Source organism: Micromonospora sp. CA-246542 (genome assembly GCF_050942905.1).
GTDB lineage: Bacteria > Actinomycetota > Actinomycetes > Mycobacteriales > Micromonosporaceae > Micromonospora.
In genome coordinates this window covers 6,476,031-6,492,949 of sequence record NZ_CP192040.1, presented here as the reverse complement: position 1 = coordinate 6,492,949, position 16,919 = coordinate 6,476,031, and the positions used below count along the sequence as shown (strand labels likewise).

The following is a 16,919-nucleotide window of genomic DNA, read 5'->3' as shown; positions in this document are numbered from 1 at the left end:
TCAGGCCCCCGTCCGTACGGCGGCGACGGCCTCGACCTCGACGAGCTGGTCGGTGTAGCCGAGCACGGCCACCCCGAGCAGGGTGCTGGGCGGATCGTGGTCGCCGAAGAAGTCCCGGACCACCTCCCAGACGGTCACCAGGTCGGCCTGCCGCGACGATGCCACGTACACGGTGGTCTTGACGACGTCGGTGAGTCGCGCGCCGGCCGCGCCGAGCGCGGTCTCCAGGTTCGTCATCACCTGCCGGGCCTGCGCGGCATGGTCGCCCGGCGCGACGGTACGACCCTCGGCGTCGAGCGGGCACGCGCCGGCCGTGAACACCAGCCGGGCGGGCGGTTCGACGGTCGCCGCGTACGCGTATTCGGCGACGTCGGAGAGGGCGGGCACGTGCAGCAGTGCGACAGGATCCGGCATGCCGGCGAGGCTAACGACGATCGCCCGCCGCAGCGACGGATTAATCGCCACCTGCCCCGGGCCGGGATGGGTAGGGTGCGGCGCGGCGAGATCGAGTGGAGCGACGTCGGCCGGTTCGGAGGTGGCGTGGTGGAACCTGGTGTGACCGGGGCGTACGACGACTGTCGGCTCTTCGTGGACGGTGTCGGGCCGGCTGCGGAGGCCGCAGCACGATTGATGCACTCTCGGGGCTATCGGCGGGTCGACCAGTCGTTGCGGGTGACGGACGGGGTCTGGGCCGCAGTTCGGAAGAACAAGTCCATTCCCTGGAACGCGGATGCGGATCTGATCGCCCAAGCGCCGGCGTTCCTGACCTGGCCCGTCACCGTCGAGGTGCACCGGGACGCGGGGGTCGACGACCAGACGATGCTCGACGCGGTCCGACGGCTGGTCGCCGATCTGCGAGCCGTCGGCGCAGAGGTGGTCGTAGCGGCGGACTTCGAGGAGGAGTTGTGACAGGTCACAACTTCAGGGAAGTAGTGGCCTCCCGGCGTCGTAAGGCAGCAATTTCCTTGAAGTTGCGCGGATCTTGAATAGCGGATCTTGACAACGCCCGAGACGGGTCAGGCCGACGCGCGGATGATCAGCTCGGTGTCGAGCATGATTGCCGGTTCGATCGCCTCGCCCGCCGCCAGCCTCAGCAGTTGCCGGGTCATGCGTCGGCCGAGTTCGACGATCGGCTGCCGGACGGTGGTCAGCGGCGGTTCGGTGTACGCGGCGGTCTCGATGTCGTCGAAGCCGACCACCGCCACGTCCTCCGGCACCCGCCGGCCGGCCTCGCGCAGCGTACGCAGGGCGGCGTGCGCCATCAGGTCGGAGGCGGCGAACACCCCGTCCAGGTCGGGATGCTCGCTGAGGAGCTGGTGCATCGCCGCCGCGCCGGACTCCCGGGTGAAGTCGCCGACGGCGACCAGTTCGGGTAGTCCGGCGGCGGCGACCGCCTCCCGGTAGCCGTTCAGCCGCTCGATGCCGGCGACCATGTCCGGTGGGCCGGCGATGGTGGCGATCCGCCGCCGACCGCTGTCGATCATGTGCCGGACGGCGGCGGTGACGCCGCCGACGTGGTCGACGTCCACGTACGGCACGGGTACGTCGCCGAGCGGCCGGCCGCTGACCACCACCGGGATGCCGAGGCGGGCCAGCGTGCCGGGCAGCGGGTCGGCGCCGTGCAGCGAGGCGAAGAGCACCCCGTCGACGTGGCGGCCGGTCGTGTACCGCTCGACCCGCTGGTGCCCGGCCGGTGAGCCGGCAAGCATCAGCACCAGCTGCTTGTCGGCGGCCTCCAACTCCTGGCTGACGCCCCGGATGATGCCGGGGAAGACCTGGTCGTCGGAGAAGACCCGGGTGGCCGCCTCCGGCATGACCAGGGCGATCGAGTCGGTGCGCTGGGTGACGAGGCTGCGGGCGGCGAGGTTCGGCACGTACCCCAGCTCGGCGACCGCCCGCTTGACGGCCTCCCGGATCGGCTCGGCGACGGTGGTGGAGCCGTTGACCACCCGGGACACGGTGGCCCTGGACACCCCGGCCCGTGCCGCCACCGCCTCCAACGTCGGCCGGTGCGCCGTCGTCATCGTGACTGTCCCCCGCTCGTCACAGCCCGTTCCGGGAGATCACCTCCTGGTACCACCGGGCGCTGGCCTTCGGTGTGCGCCGCTGGGTCAGGTAGTCGACGTGCACGATCCCGAACCGCTTGCGGTAACCCTCCGCCCACTCGAAGTTGTCCAACAATGACCATACGAGATAGCCGCGCAGATCAACGCCCCGGGAGATCGCCTCGTGGGCGGCCCGCAGGTGCCCGTCGAGGTAGGCGATCCGGTCGTTGTCGATCACCTGCCCCCGCCCTTCGGACGACTCGGCGCCCGCCTTGTCGGGGAACGCCGCGCCGTTCTCGGTGATCAGCAGCGGCACACCCGGGTAGTCGGCGGCGATCCGTTCCAGCAGCCGCGTCAGCCCGGCCGGCTCGATCATCCAGCCCATGTCGGTGAGGGGCCCGCTGGGCGGCAGGAAGTGCACCGCGCCCTCGGTGCCCGGGTACGCGCCGTTACCGTCGCCGTCCGGCCGCCCCGCCACGTAGGTGGGCGCGTAGTAGTTGAGCCCGAGCAGGTCGATCGGGGCGGCGATCAGCTTCTCGTCACCGTCGTGGATGAACGTCGGCTCGACGATGCGCGCCACGTGCTCGCGGACGTCGTCGGGGTAACCACCGGCCAGCAGCGGGTCCAGGAAGATCCGGTTGTGCAGGCCGTCGACCAGCCGGACGGCGGCGGCGTCGGCCGCGCTCTGCGGGTCGGCCGGTCGTACGTCCGCCGGGTTGATGGTGATGCCGACGCTGCGTGCGCCGGCCGCGCGCAGCGCCCGCGCGGCCAGGCCGTGCGCCAACAGCAGATGGTGTACGGCGGTGAAGGCGGCCGCCCCGTCCCGCGCACCCGGGGCGTGCACCCCGTTGCCGTACCCGAGGTAGGCCGAGCACCACGGCTCGTTGAGGGTGGTCCAGGTGTCGATCCGGTCGCCGAGGCGGGCGTGGACGGCGGTGGCGTAGGTGGCGAAGTGCTCGGCGGTCTCCCGGTTGGTCCAGCCGCCCCGGTCCTCGAGGCTCTGCGGCAGGTCCCAGTGGTAGAGGGTGACGATCGGGTCGATGCCCCGGGCGAGCAGGGTGTCGGTGAGGCGGTCGTAGAAGTCGAGCCCGCGCGGGTTGACCGGGCCGCTGCCGTCGGGCTGGATCCGGGGCCAGGCGACCGAGAACCGGTACGCCGCCAGGCCCAGCTCGGCCATCAGCGCCACGTCGTCGGCGTACCGGTGGTAGTGGTCGCAGGCGACGTCGCCGGTGTGGCCCTGGTAGACCTTTCCGGGCGTACGACAGAAGGTGTCCCAGATGGACGGACCGCGACCGTCGTCGCGAGCCGCGCCCTCGATCTGGTATGCGGCGGTGGCCGCCCCCCAGAGGAAGTGTTCGGGAAATCGGATCTCGTTCACGCCTTGACCGCACCTTCCATGATCCCGCCGATGATCTGGCGACCGAACAGCACGAAGACCAGCAACAGGGGCAGCGTCGCGATGGCCGTGCCGGTGAACACCTGTGACATGTCCTGGTAGTACCCGTCGGACAGCGCACGCAGGGAGAGCTGAACGGTCGGATTGGCCGGGTCGTTCAACACAGCGTACGGCCACAGGAAGTCGTTCCAGGTGGTCATGAACGTGAGCAGACCGAGCACGGCGGCGGCCGGGCGCAGCGCCGGCAGCACGACGTGCCACCAGATGCGCGCGGTGCCGCAGCCGTCCATCCGGGCGGCCTCGATCAGCTCGTCGCTGATGGCCTGGCCGGCGTACTGCCGCATCATGAACACGCCGAACCCGGTGACCAGCACGGGAACGATCACCGCGGGCAGCCGGTCGTTCCACTGCAACTTCGTCATGAGCAGGTAGAGCGGGATCACGCCGAGCTGCGTCGGCACCATCATGGTCGCGATGATCACCAGCAGCAGCGCGTTGCGGCCCCGGAAGCGCAGCTTCGCGAAGGCGAACCCGGCCAGGCTGGAGAAGAACACCACCGAGACGGTGACCGTGGTCGCCACGATCACCGAGTTGATCAGGCCGGTCAGGAAGTACGCGTCGGTGTTGTCGAACAGCCGGGCGATGTTCGCGCCCAGGTTGTTGCCCGGCGTGATCGGCGGCGGCAGTTGACCCATCGCGTCGCTGGTGCGGCTGGCGACGACGAACATCCACCAGATCGGAAAGATCGACAGGACGGCGGCGCCGACCAGGGCGAAGTAGGTGAGCGGGCTGGCCCGCCAGAGCCGGCTCATCGGGATCCCTTCCTGCCGGTGCGGGCTGTACCGCTTCGGCCGGTGCCGGCTGTGGCGCCGAGGCGGCGCAGGACCAGCACGTTGACGGCCGCGACGAGGGCGATGAGCGCGAAGAGCAGCCACGCCACCGCCGAGCCGTAGCCGAAGTTGTAGTGCGGCGCGAAGGCGTTCTCGAACATGTACATGGTCAGGGTCTGCGACTCGCGGAGCGGTCCGCCGCGGATCGGGTTGGTGCCGGAGTGGAACATCCGGGGCTCGGTGAAGAGCTGAAGGCCGCCGATGGTGGCGATGATGGTGCAGAAGATGATCGTCGGTTTGAGCAGTGGCACGGTGACCGACCAGAACTGTCGGGCCCGGCTCGCGCCGTCGATCGCCGCCGCCTCGTAGAGGTCCCGGGGGATGGCCTGCATCGCGGCCAGGAGGATCAGCGCGTTGTAGCCGGTCCATCGCCAGTCGACCATCGCGGAGATCGCGACCCAGGATGCGATCCGGTTGGACTTCCACTCGATCGCGTCCAGCCCGACCAGGTCGAGCAGCCAGTTGACCATGCCGAACTCGCGACCGAAGAGCACCCCGAAGACGATCGCCACGGCGGCCGTGGAGGTCACGTTGGGGACGAGCACCGCCATCCGCCAGCCGGTACGCCCCCGCAGGCCCCGGTTCAGCAGGTTGGCCAACCAGAGCGCGGCGAGCAACTGCGGCACGGTCGAGATGACGAAGATGCCGAGCGTGTTGACCAGCGCGTGCCAGAAGTCCACGTCGGCGAGCAGCCGGGTGTAGTTCTCCGCGCCCACGAACGGATGGTCGGTGCCGAGCAGGTCCCAGTCGTGCAGCGAGACCCAGAAGGTGTACGCCAGCGGGTAGACCCCGAACACCGCGAAGAGCAGGAAGAACGGGGCGATGTAGAGGTACGGCGAGTAGCGGGTGTCGAGGTGGCTGAGAAGAACCGACGATCGGCGGTGGGGTCCGGCCTCGGGTGCGACCGGTGGACGGGCGTCGAGCTGGACGGTCATGCCCGGAAAACTCCTTTCCGTCGTACGGGCGGGAACCGGGGTCCGGCGCCCGCCCGCACGCTGGCTCGGGCTACTTGGCGGCGGCCTTCTTGGCGTTGGTCACCGCGTCCGTCCAGCCCTGCGCGGGGCTGCGCTGGCCCAGCTCCACGGTGCGTACGGCGTTCTCCACCTCGGTACGCACGGCCTGGTTCTTGGGGCCCATGTAGACCGGCTTCAGGCTCTTCGCGCCGGTGCCGAAGATGGACCCGACGGGCGCGCCGGAGAAGTACGCGTTCGTCGACTGGGCGATCGCCGGGTCGTCGAGCGCCTGCGGCGACGACGGCAGCGGCCCCTTGGCCTTGAACGCGCCGATCTGGCCCTTGGCGCTGGTCAGGAACTTGGCCAGCTCGATGGCCTCGGCCTGGTGCTTGCTCTGCTTCGGTACGGCGAGGTGCGACCCACCCCAGTTGCCGCCATTGCCGGGCACCCGGGCGATGTCCCACTTGCCCTTGGCGGTCGGGCCGGCGTTACCCTCGATGACCCCGGTCATCCACGCGGGGCAGGCGATGGTGGCGAACTTCGTCTGCTTGAAGGCGGACACCCACTCCTCGGACCACGAGCCGTACTTACCGGAGAGGCCCGAGTCGATGATGTCCATGGTGGTGTCCCAGGCCTGCCGTACGGCCGGGTTGCTGTCGACCACGACGTTGCCGCTGGTGTCGTAGTAGCTGTAGCCGGTGCTGTTGCCGGCGGTCTGCAACAGGATCGTGTTGAAGGTGTTCGTGGCCGCGTCGAGGAAGGACGCCCCGGTCTTGGCCGCGACGAACTTCTCCCCGGTGGCGATGTAGTCCTGCCAGGTGGGCCAGAGCTTCGACACCTCGTCCCGCTCGGTGGGCAGTCCGGCCTTTTCGAAGAGGTCCTTGCGGTAGCACATGGCGATGCCGCCGACGTCGGTGCCGAGGCCGATGAGCTGCTTGCCGTCGGCGGTCAGGCCGGCGTTCCACTTCCACTCCAGGAAGTTGCCCTTGAGGTCGGCGGCGCCGTGGTCCAGCAGGTTGACGAAGTTGTTCGGATTCGCCTTGTACTCGACGAGCAGACCCTCCTCGATGGCCACGATGTCGCCGGCGCCCCGGCCGGCGGCGAGCCACTGGGTCAGCTTCGGCGAGTACTCGTCGAGGTTGCTGCCGGTGCCCCGCTCGACGATCTTCACGTCGGGGTGCGCGGCCATGTACTCCTGGTAGAGCTGGTCGTAGCCGAACTGGCCGAAGACGTCGACGGTCAGCGTGATCGGCCCGTCCGCCTCGGCGTCGTCACCGCCGCCGCAGCCGGCGGTGACGAGCAGGGCGGCTGTTGCGGCGAGGGCCACCGCGGCGAGGCGGCGGCGCGGAAGGACAGCCATCGTATGGACCTCTCTCAGGGTGATGAGGTGGTGGTAGAAGGCCAAGAGAGCGCTCTCACGCCAGCGTGGTGGGTCTCTCGCACCCTGTCAAGAGAGCGCTCTCACGAATCTGTCCATCGATATACGACGAGGGCGTCACCCCGTTGGGGGTGACGCCCTCGGTGCGTGCGGTGGCGCGAGATCAGCCGGTACGCAGACCCTCCAGCAGCGCGCGGTCGCCCGTGACGTCGAGCGTCTCGAAGCTGACCCGGCCCCAGAGTGCCAGCAGCAGGTCGCTCGCGGTGCCGCTGACCTGCGCGCGGGCGTGATGGTCGTCGTGGTCGAAGATGGTCGCCGTGTCGAGCAGCGCCACCCCCTCGCCGCGCAGCCGCAGATACCACTCCTGATCCGCGTCGGTCGCCGCGAGCTGGACCACCCCGCGCCAGTCACCCTTCACCTGCCGCCGGCCGGCCGGCAACCAGGTGTCCAGCACCTCGCTCACCCCGTCGGCGGCCAGCTTCGCCTCGACCGGCTCACCCGCCGCGATGGCGAGCTGGGCGTCCCAGCGGTGCACCGCCGTCTCGTGCGCCATCCGGCGGGGCCAGAAACCGGCCTTCTTCGGCTGCGGGGCCCAGTTCCACGCCGGCGCCTCCGGGTCGAGCCCGTCGAACAGGGTCATCAACTGGTCGTACCCGTGCTGCCAGAGCTGGAGGGCGCTCACGCCGGACGGCAGTTCGGACGCGTCCCGGCGGGGCGGCGCCTCGGTGCTGCCCGACCCGGCGAACGAATAAACCCAGTGGTAGATGCCCGCGAGGTGCAGAGTGAGATCATTGACCGTCCAGCCGGGACAGGACAGCACGGGTGTCTCCGGCGGTGCCTCGGCAACCGCCGCGGCGAACGCCGGACCCTCGGCCCGGAGTGCCCCAATCCAGAAATCCTTGCTGCCCTGCACTCTGCTCATCGCCATCCTCCCGGGGGTGCCGGGCCACCAGTAGGTGCCACGGCTGCCCATCAGCCTAAGGTGAAAGACGTGTCAGACGCCTACGCCCAGCCGACAACCGAAGCCGATCGTGCCATTCCGGGTCCACTGGCCGGCTACACCACGCTACGGATGGGCGGGCCCGCCGGGCGGATCGTGGCCGCGACCAGCGCCGACGAGATCATCCACGCGGTCCAGGCCACGGACGAGCCGATCCTCGTTCTGGCCGGCGGCAGCAACGTGGTGATCGGTGACGAGGGCTTCCCCGGGACGGTCGTGCTGGTGCGCTCGGGCGGCCTGCGGGTACTCGCCGAGGACGCCGAATCTGTCACCGTCCGTGTCGAGGCCGGCGAGCCGTGGGACGACCTGGTCGCCGCCACGGTCCGCAACGGCTGGGCCGGCCTGGAGTGCCTGTCCGGCATCCCCGGCTCGACCGGTGCCACCCCGATCCAGAACGTCGGCGCGTACGGCCAGGAGGTCGCCGAGACGATCACCGCCGTCGAGGTGTACGACCGCCTCGACGGCACCCGCCAGCTCGTTCCCGCCGCCGAGTGCGGGTTCGCCTACCGGGGCAGCATCTTCAAGTACCAGGACCGCTGGATCGTCCTCTCGGTCGACTTCCGGCTCGCCCGCTCGCCGCTGTCCGGCCCGGTGCGCTACGCGGAACTGGCCCGGGCGCTCGGCGTCGAGGTGGGCGACCAGGTGCCGCTGGCCGAGGCCCGGGCGGCGGTGCTGCGACTGCGCGCCGGCAAGGGCATGGTGCTCGACGCCACCGACCCGGACACCCGCTCGGTCGGCTCCTTCTTCACCAACCCGGTCCTCGACCGGGCGACGTACGAACAACTCCTGGAACGCTCCGTCGACCTGGGCGACCCGCCCTCCTGGCCCGGGGCGGACGGCCTGGTCAAGGTGAGCGCGGCCTGGCTGATCGACAAGGCGGGCTTCACCAAGGGCCACCCCGGCCCCGGCGGCGTCGCCATCTCCAGCAAGCACACCCTCGCCCTGACCAACCGCAGCGGCACCGCCAGCACCGGCGACCTGCTGACGCTGGCCAACACCATCCGCGACGAGGTCCACGCCCGCTTCGGCGTGACCCTGCACCCCGAACCAGTCCTCGTCAACTGCGCCCTCTAGCCTCCGGGGGCCAGGGGAGGGTCAGCTCGCCCTGACGCCACCGTTGCGGGGTGGACAGAACGGGCCAGCCCTCAGCCTTGAGCTGGGACACCGCGCGCACCCAGCGTTGGCGGGGGCCGAACGTGGCGTAGGGGGCGGCGGTCCGCCAGGCGTCCTCGAACGCCCCGATCAGGTCATGGATCGCCTCGCCCGGAACGTTGCGGTGGATCAGCGCCTTGGGTAGCCGCTCGGCCAGCTCGGCGGGGCTGCCCAGCGTGGTGAGCTTCGCGGCCAGGGTCAACGTCCGAGGACCGTCCGCGTCGAGGAGCAGCCAGCTCGCCAGCCGGCCCAACTCGTCACAGGTGCCCTCGACGAGCACCCCACCGGGGGCGAGCGCGGCGGTCATCGTGCGCCAGGCTTCGTGCACGTCGCTCTCGTCGTACTGTCGCAGGACGTTGAACGCGCGGACCAGCACCGGCCGGAGCCCGGCCAACTCGAAGCCACCCCGGGCGAAGGTCAGGCCCGGCGGGTCGGCGGCCGGCGTCGCGGCGGCCACCCGCGCCTGGTCGATCTCCAGCCCGACCAGGCGTACGTCCCGACGGACCCCCGCCGCCAGCCGGGCCCGCAGCTCCACTGCGGTGACCGGCGTCGCGCCGTAGCCCAGGTCCACCACCAGCGGATCGGCCGCGTCCCGCAGCCGGTCGGCGCAGGTCGCCACGATCCAGTTGTCCACCCGGCGGAGCCGGTTCGGGTTGGTGGTGCCCCGGGTGACCACCCCGAGGGGCCGGCGTCGTGGAGCCCCGCTCATGCGTCCGGTCCCGGGGTCAGGAGACCCGGTGCACCTTGTGCTGTGCGGCCTGCGCACGAGGCCGGACCACCAGCCGGTCGACGTTCACGTGCTCGGGGCGGGTGGCGCACCACGCGATGCAGTCGGCCACGTCCTCGGCGACCAGCGGCCCGGGGACCCCGGCGTAGACGGCGGCGGCCCGCTCGGCGTCCCCGCCGAAGCGGACCAGCCCGAACTCCTCGGTCTGCACCATCCCCGGGTCGATCTCGATGACCCGCAGCGGACGGCCGCACAGCTCCAGCCGGAGCGTGCCGGCGATGGCCGTCTGCGCGTGCTTCGCCGCCGTGTAGCCGCCGCCACCCTCGTACACGGTCAGCCCGGCCGTGGAGGAGACCACCACGATGGTCCCCGAGCCGGACGCCTCCAGCGCCGGCAGCAGCGCCTGGGTCACCCGCAGCGTGCCGAGCACGTTCACGTCGTACATCCACTGCCAGTCGTCGAGCGAGCCGGACTCCACCGGGTCCAGGCCGCGTGCGCCGCCGGCGTTGTTGACCAGCAGGGTGACCGGCCCGGGCGCCTGCGCGGCGGCCTCGGCGAGCCCGGCCACCGACTCGTCCGAGGTGACGTCGCAGGTCACCGCGGTTGCCTGCCCGCCAGCGGCGGTGATCCCGGCGACGAGATCGGCGAGTCGGTCGGCGCGGCGGGCGGCGGCGAGTACGTGGAAGCCCTCGGCGGCGAGCCGGCGGGCGGTGGCCGCGCCGATCCCGCTGGACGCTCCGGTGACGATGGCGACAGAGGTCATCTGGTCATTGTCACCCGCGCCGCACCGCCGATCCCGACCGGGCGTCGGGCTGTGTCGGCGGGTGTCGGTGATGAGGTCCGTCACGCCGAGCGGCCGCGCCGACGCATTTCCGTTGCCCGATGGGGAAGATGACATCCGGCGTACAGGTTGACCGAGAAGCGCCGGTCGTGCGTGACGGCATTAACCGTGACTGAAGGAGCGGACGTGGCGGAACTGCACACCGGTGTCGGTCGTCAGCGAGGTGCCCGACCGTGGCCCCGGCCCCGCCGCATCGCCACCCTCTCCGTCCACACATCCCCCCTGCACCAGCCCGGAACGGGCGATGCCGGGGGGATGAACGTGTACATCCTGGAAGTCGCCCGGCGGCTCGCCGAGGCCGACGTCGAGGTGGAGATCTTCACCCGGGCCACCTCGGGTGACCTTCCCCCGGTGGTCGAGATGGCCCCCGGCGTGCAGGTTCGGCACATCATGTCCGGCCCGCTCGAAGGGCTGACCAAGGAGGAGCTGCCCGGCCAGCTCTGCGCCTTCACCGCCGGGGTGCTGCGGGCCGAGGCGTCCCGCCCGCCCGGGCACTACGACCTCATCCACTCCCACTACTGGCTCTCCGGCCAGGTCGGCTGGCTGGCCAAGGAACGCTGGGGCGTGCCGCTCGTGCACACCGCGCACACCCTCGCGAAGGTCAAGAACGCCCAGCTCGCGGCCGACGACCGGCCGGAACCGAAGGCCCGGGTGATCGGCGAGGAACAGGTGGTCGCCGAGGCGGACCAACTGGTCGCCAACACCCGCGTGGAGGCCCGCGACCTGGTCGAGCGGTACGACGCCGACCCCGCCCACGTCACCGTCGTGCAGCCGGGCGTCGACCTGGCCCGGTTCCGCCCCGCGCCGGGCGACCGTCACCTGGCGGCCCGTGCCGCCCGCCGCCGGCTGGGGCTGCCGGTCGACGGGTACGTGGTGGCCTTCGTCGGTCGGATCCAACCACTCAAGGCGCCGGACGTGCTGATCCGTGCCGTCGCGGCGTTGCGCGAGCGTGACCCCGCCCTGGCCGACGAGGTGACCGTGGTGATCTGCGGCGGGCCCAGCGGCAGCGGCCTGGACCGGCCGACCGCCCTGATCGAGCTGGCCGCCACGCTCGGCGTCGCCGACCGGGTCGTCTTCCTGCCGCCGCGCACCGGGGACGACCTGCCAGCTCTTTACCGGGCCGCCGATCTGGTCGCGGTGCCGTCGCACAACGAATCCTTCGGGCTCGTCGCCCTGGAGGCCCAGGCCTGCGGTACGCCGGTGCTGGCCGCTGCCGTCGGCGGCCTGGTGACCGCCGTGCGGGACCACATCAGCGGGGTGCTGATCGACGGGCACGACCCGGTGGACTGGGCTCGCGCGCTGAGTCGCCTGCTGCCGGACAGCGCCCTGCGGGCCACCCTGTCCCGCGGTGCCGCACAGCACGCGCAGCACTTCTCCTGGGACCGTACGGTGTCGGGCCTGCTCGACGTGTACGGCGAGGCGATCGCCGCCCGCCGGGCCCGGCTCGCCGCCGACCTGGCCTGCGACCCGGCGCTCTCCTGCACCTGGTGACCCCGGGCGCTCGCCACCCGCGTGCGTGCGCCGGGTCGGTCGTAGAGTGGGCCCGGTGAGCCCGAGAAGCGACCTTGAGACCCTCATCGAGTCGGTCTGCGCCGACCGTGATCTGGCCTGGGAGTCGACCGGTCCCGGCTCGTACGCGGTGACCCTGCCGGGCACCCACAAGCTCAAGACGGTCTGCAACCTGATCGTCGGCGAGCACGCGCTACGGATCGAGGCGTTCGTGATGCGCCAGCCCGACGAGCGCCGCGAGGAGCTGTGGGCGTGGCTGTTGCGGCGCAACGCCCGGATGTACGGCGTCTCCTTCTCCATCGACGCGGCCGGCGACGTCTACCTGACCGGGCGGGTCAACCCGGCGGGCGTGGACGCCGACGAACTCGACCGGCTGCTCGGCTCGGTGCTCACCTACTCCGACGAGTCCTTCGACACGATGCTGGAGATCGGCTTCGGCAGTTCGATCCGGCGCGAGTACGAATGGCGCGTCAAGCGCGGCGAGTCGACCGCGAACCTGGCAGCCTTCGCCCACCTCTTCGAGCCGTCCAACCCCAGCCAGCCCTGACAACCCGGGTCCTCACCGGGGCCGCGCGCTGCAACCGGTGCCCATGCTGCCGGGTTGACCAGGCGGGTGTCCGGGGCCGGGAGGGTGGGTCGCCCCCTTTGCTCTGCTTCAATCCAGGCAACACCTGCGGGCTCCGAGTGTCGCCTGGGTTGAAGCAGAGCAAAGGACACGTCGGGTGCGGGCGCGGCCCCGGTCTCGTACCCACCCGTCGTCGCAGCGGCGTCGACGGACCGAGGATTCGGGCCGTTCCTGGTGGGTATGCCGCGGCGCGCGGTGCGGCAGAGGGACCCCCGCGCGCCGAGGACGGAGTGTCGAGGAGCGGAGCGTCCCATGGCTCAGCGGAACAGCTCAGGTCGCGGCGGGACTGCGACCCGGACCAAACGACAGGCCGGCAATCAGACTCCGGGTACGCCGGGAGTCTCGGAGTCGGCGATCTCCCAGATGCGGGTGGACGACATCCGCGGGCAACTGCGCAAGCGCGGGGTTTCCGGTATCTCCGCCATGCGCAAGCCCGACCTGGTGAAACAGTTGGTGCGCTCGCTGCGTTCGGATGCCGGTGGCGCAGGTCGGCGCAGCACCGGGCCGGCTGGCCGGGCGTCCGGCAGCAGGGCGTCGGCGGGTCGGGCCGCCGCGACGAAGAAGTCGGCGGCGCGGGCGGTGCCGAGTCGCGCGAAGGCCGCGCCCGCGAACAAGAGCGCCCCGGCGAAGCGAGCCGCCGCGAAGAAGACGGCCGCCACGAAGAGAACTACCCCGGCGCGGAAGACGGCGGCGAAGAAGACGGCGGCGGCGGCGAAGTCGACGGCGGCCCGCCGGACCTCCGCGACCGCTCGTACCGCGCCGGCGCGCAAGGCGCCCGCGAAGAAGGCGCCGGCCCGACCGGCCGCCAAGCGCGCGGCCCCCGCGAAGCGGGCCACGGCGAAGAGCGCGGCTCCCGCGAAGCGGGCCACGGCCAAGCGCGCGGCTCCCGCGAAGCGGGCCACGGCGAGCCGGTCGACGGGTACGGCGGCCGGTGGGATCCGGACCGGGCGGGGCAGCGGACGGTCGGTCCGCAGCTCGCAGGTGATCGCGTCGATCGCCGATCGGCCGGAGCGGCCGGGGCGGAGTCTGATCACCGCGAATCACGAGGTGATCCAGCGCTGGGCGCGAGCGCGGGGCGCGAAGCCGGCGACCATCGCGGGTACCGAACGGGAGGGTCGGGCCGGCGTTCTGACCTTCAACATCCCCGGATATCGGGAAAGCAGCCGGATTCGTGAGATCACCTGGGATGAGTGGTTCCACACATTCGATCTGCGCCGGCTCAATCTGATCTACCAGGAGCAGATGCGCGACGGTCGGCAGAGCAACTTTTTCCGAACCGAGTCACCCGATCGTGAGGACGGGTGAGGTGTTTGCGGGAATGCTCGACGGGTACCCGGCTGTTGCCAGAGACCGAGGCCAGAGCTGGGGATACTCGTCAGTTGTGACCGGCGAGACAGCCCGTCTGGGTTGAATCCAGAATCCGGCCGAACTAGCTTTATTGGGCCGCGCCACGCTTGGAAACGTTCGGGGGAGCGGCGGATCGATCAGATCCGTGCACCAGGCGAGGTGCGAGGGGACGGGTGGACCAACCGTTGGGGGACGGTGCCCACCTGTTTGGACCGGCGGCGTGAGCGGGCGATGCTTACGGGGGTGAGTGTTGCCCGCCGCCGCCGGCCCCACGCCGGCGAACGCCCACCAATGACCTTCGGGCCATGGTGGGCGTTTTGCCGTCGTACGGTCAGCTTGTCGGGACCCGGTCTGCCGGCTCCCGGTCGGCGGCCCGGCGCAGCGCGTCGACGTGCCGCTCGCGGGGCGGCCCGGCCAGCAGGTGGCCGACGGCGGCCAGCACGCCCAGCCCGCCCACGATCAGCCAGTGCCGGTCACCGAGGTACTGCAGGCTCACCCCGCCCAGCATCGGTGCGACAAAGGCTGCCGCGGGAAACGTCAGGTAGAAGACCGACTGGTACCGGGCGCGCAGGTCCGGCGGCGCGAGATCCGCGTTGATCTGCGCGTTGGGCGGCGCGGCGAGCATCGAGCCAACCGTCCAGACCACCGCCGCTCCCAGGTAGACGGCCAGGTGGTCGGCGACCGCGAGCACTCCGAAGCCGACCGCCAGCAGGGCGGTGGAGGCGGCCAGGACGACGGCCTTGCGGCGTCCGTCGATCAGGCGGGGCACGAACAGTTGCCCCACCACGATCAGCGCGCCGCCGAGCGCCACGACCACGCCGTACGCCGAGGGTCCGAGGCCGTCCGCGCGCATCGCCAGCGGCATGATCGTCGAGGTCTGCAGGGTGAGGACGGCCAGCACGAAGGTGAGCCCGACGAAGACCAGGAAGATCCGGTCGCTGAGTACGGTGAGCAGTCCCGGTCGGCGGGGCCGGACGGGGCTCGGGTGGCTGGTCAGGGCGACAGGAGCGGGCCGCCGCAGGGTCTCCGGCACCTTCCAGCCGATGACGGCGGCGGCGGTCAGCGTGGCGCCCGCGTCGACCAGGAACAGCGCGGTGAAGCTCGCCTCGGCCACCAGCCCGGCGAGCAGCGAGGCGACCGCCATGCCGAGGTTCAACGCCCAGAACTCCAGGTTGAACGCGCGCGAGCGCCGTTCTGCGGGCACCACGTCGACGATCGCCGCCACGAGCGCCGGGCCGGGCATGGAGTGCGCGACGCCGACCAGCGCGGCGAACGCCGCGATCAGCGGCAGAGGACGGCTGAAGGCCAGCGCCACCATCAGGGTGGCGGTGGCCAGGTGGGCGGCGAGCAGGGTCGACCGGCGACCCCACCGGTCGGCCAGCACGCCGCCGAACAGCACGCCGACCGCCCCGCCGGCCCCGTACGCCCCGACGACGACGCCGGCCACCGCCGCGCTGGCACCCCGGGCGTCGGTGAGGTAGAGCGACAGGAAGAGCATGGCGAACGCGCCCGCGCGGTTGATCAGCAGGCCTGCCCAGAGGTACCAGAATGCGCCGGGGAGGCCGCCTGCGGTGTCCTGCCACCAGCGCCGCAGGGCGTGCATGCGACCTCCCGACAGTTCAGTTTCTTAACCGTTTCTCCTGAACGGTAGTCGGGCCTGCGCGCGGTGGTCGTACCGGACTCAGACGGTGGCCTCGGCGGGCTGCGGCGAACGGGTGCCCACCGGCGCCGCGACCTCGGCGGCGTGCCGCAGCGCGGTGGCCCGCCGCTCGCGGGCGGGGCCGGACGCCAGGTGGGCCACGGCCGTCAACACGCCGATCGCGGCGCAGCCGAGCCAGAGCGCCGCGTTGCCGACGTGCTCACGCACCAGACCGCCCAGGATCGGCGCGCTCGCACCGGCGATCTGCCAGGAGAGGCCGAACACACCCTGGTACCGACCGCGCAGTTCGGCCGGGGAGAGCTCGGCGATCAGCGTGGAGTTCGACGGCGAGTTCAGCATCTCGCCGACCGTCCAGATCAACACGGTCAGCCCGTAGAACCAGGCGCTGCCCGCGAACGCGGTCAGCCCGAACCCGACGCCCATCACCACGGCGGCGACGGCGAGCACCTGCGAGCGGTTGCGCCCCCGGATCAGCCGGGGCACGAAGAGTTGGCCGACGACGATGAGGAGACCGTTGAGGGCGATCACCGAGCCGTACGTGGCCGGGCTCAGGCCGGAGTCGCCCATGGCGATCGGCAGCATCGAGATGTGCTGGAGGAACACCAGCGCGGCGAACAGGTTCAGCGTCACGAAGCCGAGAAAGACCCGGTCGGTGAGGATCGCGCGCAGGGCGCCGCGCGGGGCCGTGGTGGCGGCGACGGGAAATCCCCCGTGGCGTGTCTCCGGCACCCGGACGAAGATGATCAACGCGGTGATCAGCATCGTGCCCGCGTCGACCACGAACAGCAGCAGGTAGTCGGCCTGCGCGGCGAGGCCGGCGAGGATGGCGGCGCAGGCGAAGCCGAGGTTGATGGCCCAGTAGTTGAGCGAGAAGGCGCGCAGCCGGTCCCTCGCCGGCACCACGTCGATCATCATGGCCCCGAACGCCGGCCGGGCGGCCTCGGCGAACATGCCGAGCAGCAGGGCGCCCAGCGCGACCGCCCAGAGGTCCCGGGCCAGCCCGAGGGCGAGCATCATGGTCGCCGCGCCGACATGCGCGGTGAGCAGCGTCGGCCGGCGGCCCCACCGGTCCGCGAGGGCCCCGCCCGCGGTGGTGCCGACCGCGCCGCCGACGCCCCAGAGACCGAGCACCAGGCCAGCCTGGGACGGCGAGAAGCCACGTTCCTGAGTCAGGTAGATGGCGAGGAACACGAGGACGAACGAGCCGAGCCGGTTGATCAGGGTGCCGGACCACAGGTACCAGAAGGTCCTGGGTAGCCCCCCGGTGGTGTCCCTGAACCAGCTCCGCATCGTCCGCACGTGGTGCCCCCGCTTACAAGTAATGACCGATCTGACTACCGTGCCTTACGAACCCTAGTGCCGGCCGGAATCGCAGGTCACCCGCTTTTTCACGTGG

General features: G+C 71.3%; 16 protein-coding genes. 5 read left to right on the top strand and 11 right to left on the bottom strand.

Annotated elements, in window-relative coordinates; translation table 11 throughout:
• On the bottom strand, positions 1 to 414 hold the full coding sequence (locus ACQP0N_RS30185; RefSeq protein WP_355050847.1) for a RidA family protein: 414 nt from the start codon (positions 412 to 414) through the stop codon (positions 1 to 3).
• Positions 415 to 543: 129 nt separating this feature from the next.
• Between ACQP0N_RS30185 and ACQP0N_RS30180 the strand changes: the two genes are divergently transcribed.
• Positions 544 to 909, top strand: coding sequence for a hypothetical protein (locus ACQP0N_RS30180; protein ID WP_433115795.1), 366 nt, complete (start codon positions 544 to 546; stop codon positions 907 to 909).
• Positions 910 to 1,016: 107 nt separating this feature from the next.
• On the opposite strand, the gene ACQP0N_RS30175 is transcribed toward ACQP0N_RS30180, so the two are convergent.
• From ACQP0N_RS30175 to ACQP0N_RS30150, 6 genes are all read right to left on the bottom strand, one after another.
• Positions 1,017 to 2,024: a LacI family DNA-binding transcriptional regulator gene (locus ACQP0N_RS30175; protein ID WP_433115793.1), complete on the bottom strand. Its 1,008-nt coding sequence runs from the start codon at positions 2,022 to 2,024 to the stop codon at positions 1,017 to 1,019.
• A 19-nt stretch (positions 2,025 to 2,043) separates the two neighbouring features.
• Positions 2,044 to 3,423, bottom strand: a complete 1,380-nt coding sequence (locus ACQP0N_RS30170; protein ID WP_433115792.1) for a GH1 family beta-glucosidase — start codon at positions 3,421 to 3,423, stop codon at positions 2,044 to 2,046.
• The gene (locus tag ACQP0N_RS30165) at positions 3,420 to 4,253 is read right to left on the bottom strand and encodes a carbohydrate ABC transporter permease (RefSeq protein ID WP_355050844.1); all 834 of its coding nucleotides are present in this window, start codon (positions 4,251 to 4,253) and stop codon (positions 3,420 to 3,422) included. Before ACQP0N_RS30165 ends, ACQP0N_RS30170 begins: the two co-directional genes overlap by 4 nt.
• Complete coding sequence (locus ACQP0N_RS30160) at positions 4,250 to 5,266, bottom strand: carbohydrate ABC transporter permease (RefSeq protein WP_433115790.1); 1,017 nt, start codon at positions 5,264 to 5,266, stop codon at positions 4,250 to 4,252. Before ACQP0N_RS30160 ends, ACQP0N_RS30165 begins: the two co-directional genes overlap by 4 nt.
• Before the next feature lie 70 nt (positions 5,267 to 5,336).
• Positions 5,337 to 6,644 carry an ABC transporter substrate-binding protein gene (locus ACQP0N_RS30155; RefSeq protein ID WP_433115788.1) on the bottom strand — a complete coding sequence of 436 codons (1,308 nt, stop codon included), beginning with the start codon at positions 6,642 to 6,644 and terminating at the stop codon, positions 5,337 to 5,339.
• 181 nt (positions 6,645 to 6,825) lie between these two features.
• A complete protein-coding gene (locus ACQP0N_RS30150; RefSeq protein ID WP_433115787.1) occupies positions 6,826 to 7,584 on the bottom strand; it encodes a maleylpyruvate isomerase family mycothiol-dependent enzyme in 759 nt (252 codons plus the stop codon).
• Between the two features lie 150 nt (positions 7,585 to 7,734).
• Between ACQP0N_RS30150 and ACQP0N_RS30145 the strand changes: the two genes are divergently transcribed.
• Positions 7,735 to 8,736 carry a UDP-N-acetylmuramate dehydrogenase gene (locus tag ACQP0N_RS30145; protein ID WP_433121885.1) on the top strand — a complete coding sequence of 334 codons (1,002 nt, stop codon included), beginning with the start codon at positions 7,735 to 7,737 and terminating at the stop codon, positions 8,734 to 8,736.
• Here the strand turns inward: ACQP0N_RS30145 and ACQP0N_RS30140 are convergent.
• Together ACQP0N_RS30140 and ACQP0N_RS30135 are read right to left on the bottom strand one after the other, a co-directional pair.
• A complete protein-coding gene (locus tag ACQP0N_RS30140) occupies positions 8,720 to 9,523 on the bottom strand; it encodes a class I SAM-dependent methyltransferase (protein ID WP_433115785.1) in 804 nt (267 codons plus the stop codon). The two genes, ACQP0N_RS30145 and ACQP0N_RS30140, sit on opposite strands and share 17 nt — an antisense overlap.
• Before the next feature lie 16 nt (positions 9,524 to 9,539).
• Positions 9,540 to 10,304, bottom strand: coding sequence for an SDR family oxidoreductase (locus tag ACQP0N_RS30135; RefSeq protein WP_433115783.1), 765 nt, complete (start codon positions 10,302 to 10,304; stop codon positions 9,540 to 9,542).
• Positions 10,305 to 10,508: 204 nt separating this feature from the next.
• Here ACQP0N_RS30135 and mshA point away from each other — a divergent pair, with 204 nt between their 5' ends.
• The 3 genes from mshA (at position 10,509) to ACQP0N_RS30120 (ending at position 13,821) form a co-directional block, all read left to right on the top strand.
• Positions 10,509 to 11,873: a D-inositol-3-phosphate glycosyltransferase gene (gene mshA, locus ACQP0N_RS30130; protein ID WP_433115781.1), complete on the top strand. Its 1,365-nt coding sequence runs from the start codon at positions 10,509 to 10,511 to the stop codon at positions 11,871 to 11,873.
• A gap of 55 nt (positions 11,874 to 11,928) precedes the next feature.
• Positions 11,929 to 12,438 (top strand): YbjN domain-containing protein, encoded by a 510-nt coding sequence (locus ACQP0N_RS30125; RefSeq protein WP_433115779.1) that lies wholly within the window; start codon positions 11,929 to 11,931, stop codon positions 12,436 to 12,438.
• Between the two features lie 501 nt (positions 12,439 to 12,939).
• Complete coding sequence (locus ACQP0N_RS30120) at positions 12,940 to 13,821, top strand: hypothetical protein (RefSeq protein WP_433121884.1); 882 nt, start codon at positions 12,940 to 12,942, stop codon at positions 13,819 to 13,821.
• Positions 13,822 to 14,194: 373 nt separating this feature from the next.
• On the opposite strand, the gene ACQP0N_RS30115 is transcribed toward ACQP0N_RS30120, so the two are convergent.
• Positions 14,195 to 15,466 carry an MDR family MFS transporter gene (locus tag ACQP0N_RS30115; protein WP_433115777.1) on the bottom strand — a complete coding sequence of 424 codons (1,272 nt, stop codon included), beginning with the start codon at positions 15,464 to 15,466 and terminating at the stop codon, positions 14,195 to 14,197.
• Positions 15,467 to 15,544: 78 nt separating this feature from the next.
• Positions 15,545 to 16,822 (bottom strand): MDR family MFS transporter, encoded by a 1,278-nt coding sequence (locus ACQP0N_RS30110; RefSeq protein WP_433115775.1) that lies wholly within the window; start codon positions 16,820 to 16,822, stop codon positions 15,545 to 15,547.
• Positions 16,823 to 16,919: the final 97 nt, after the last annotated feature.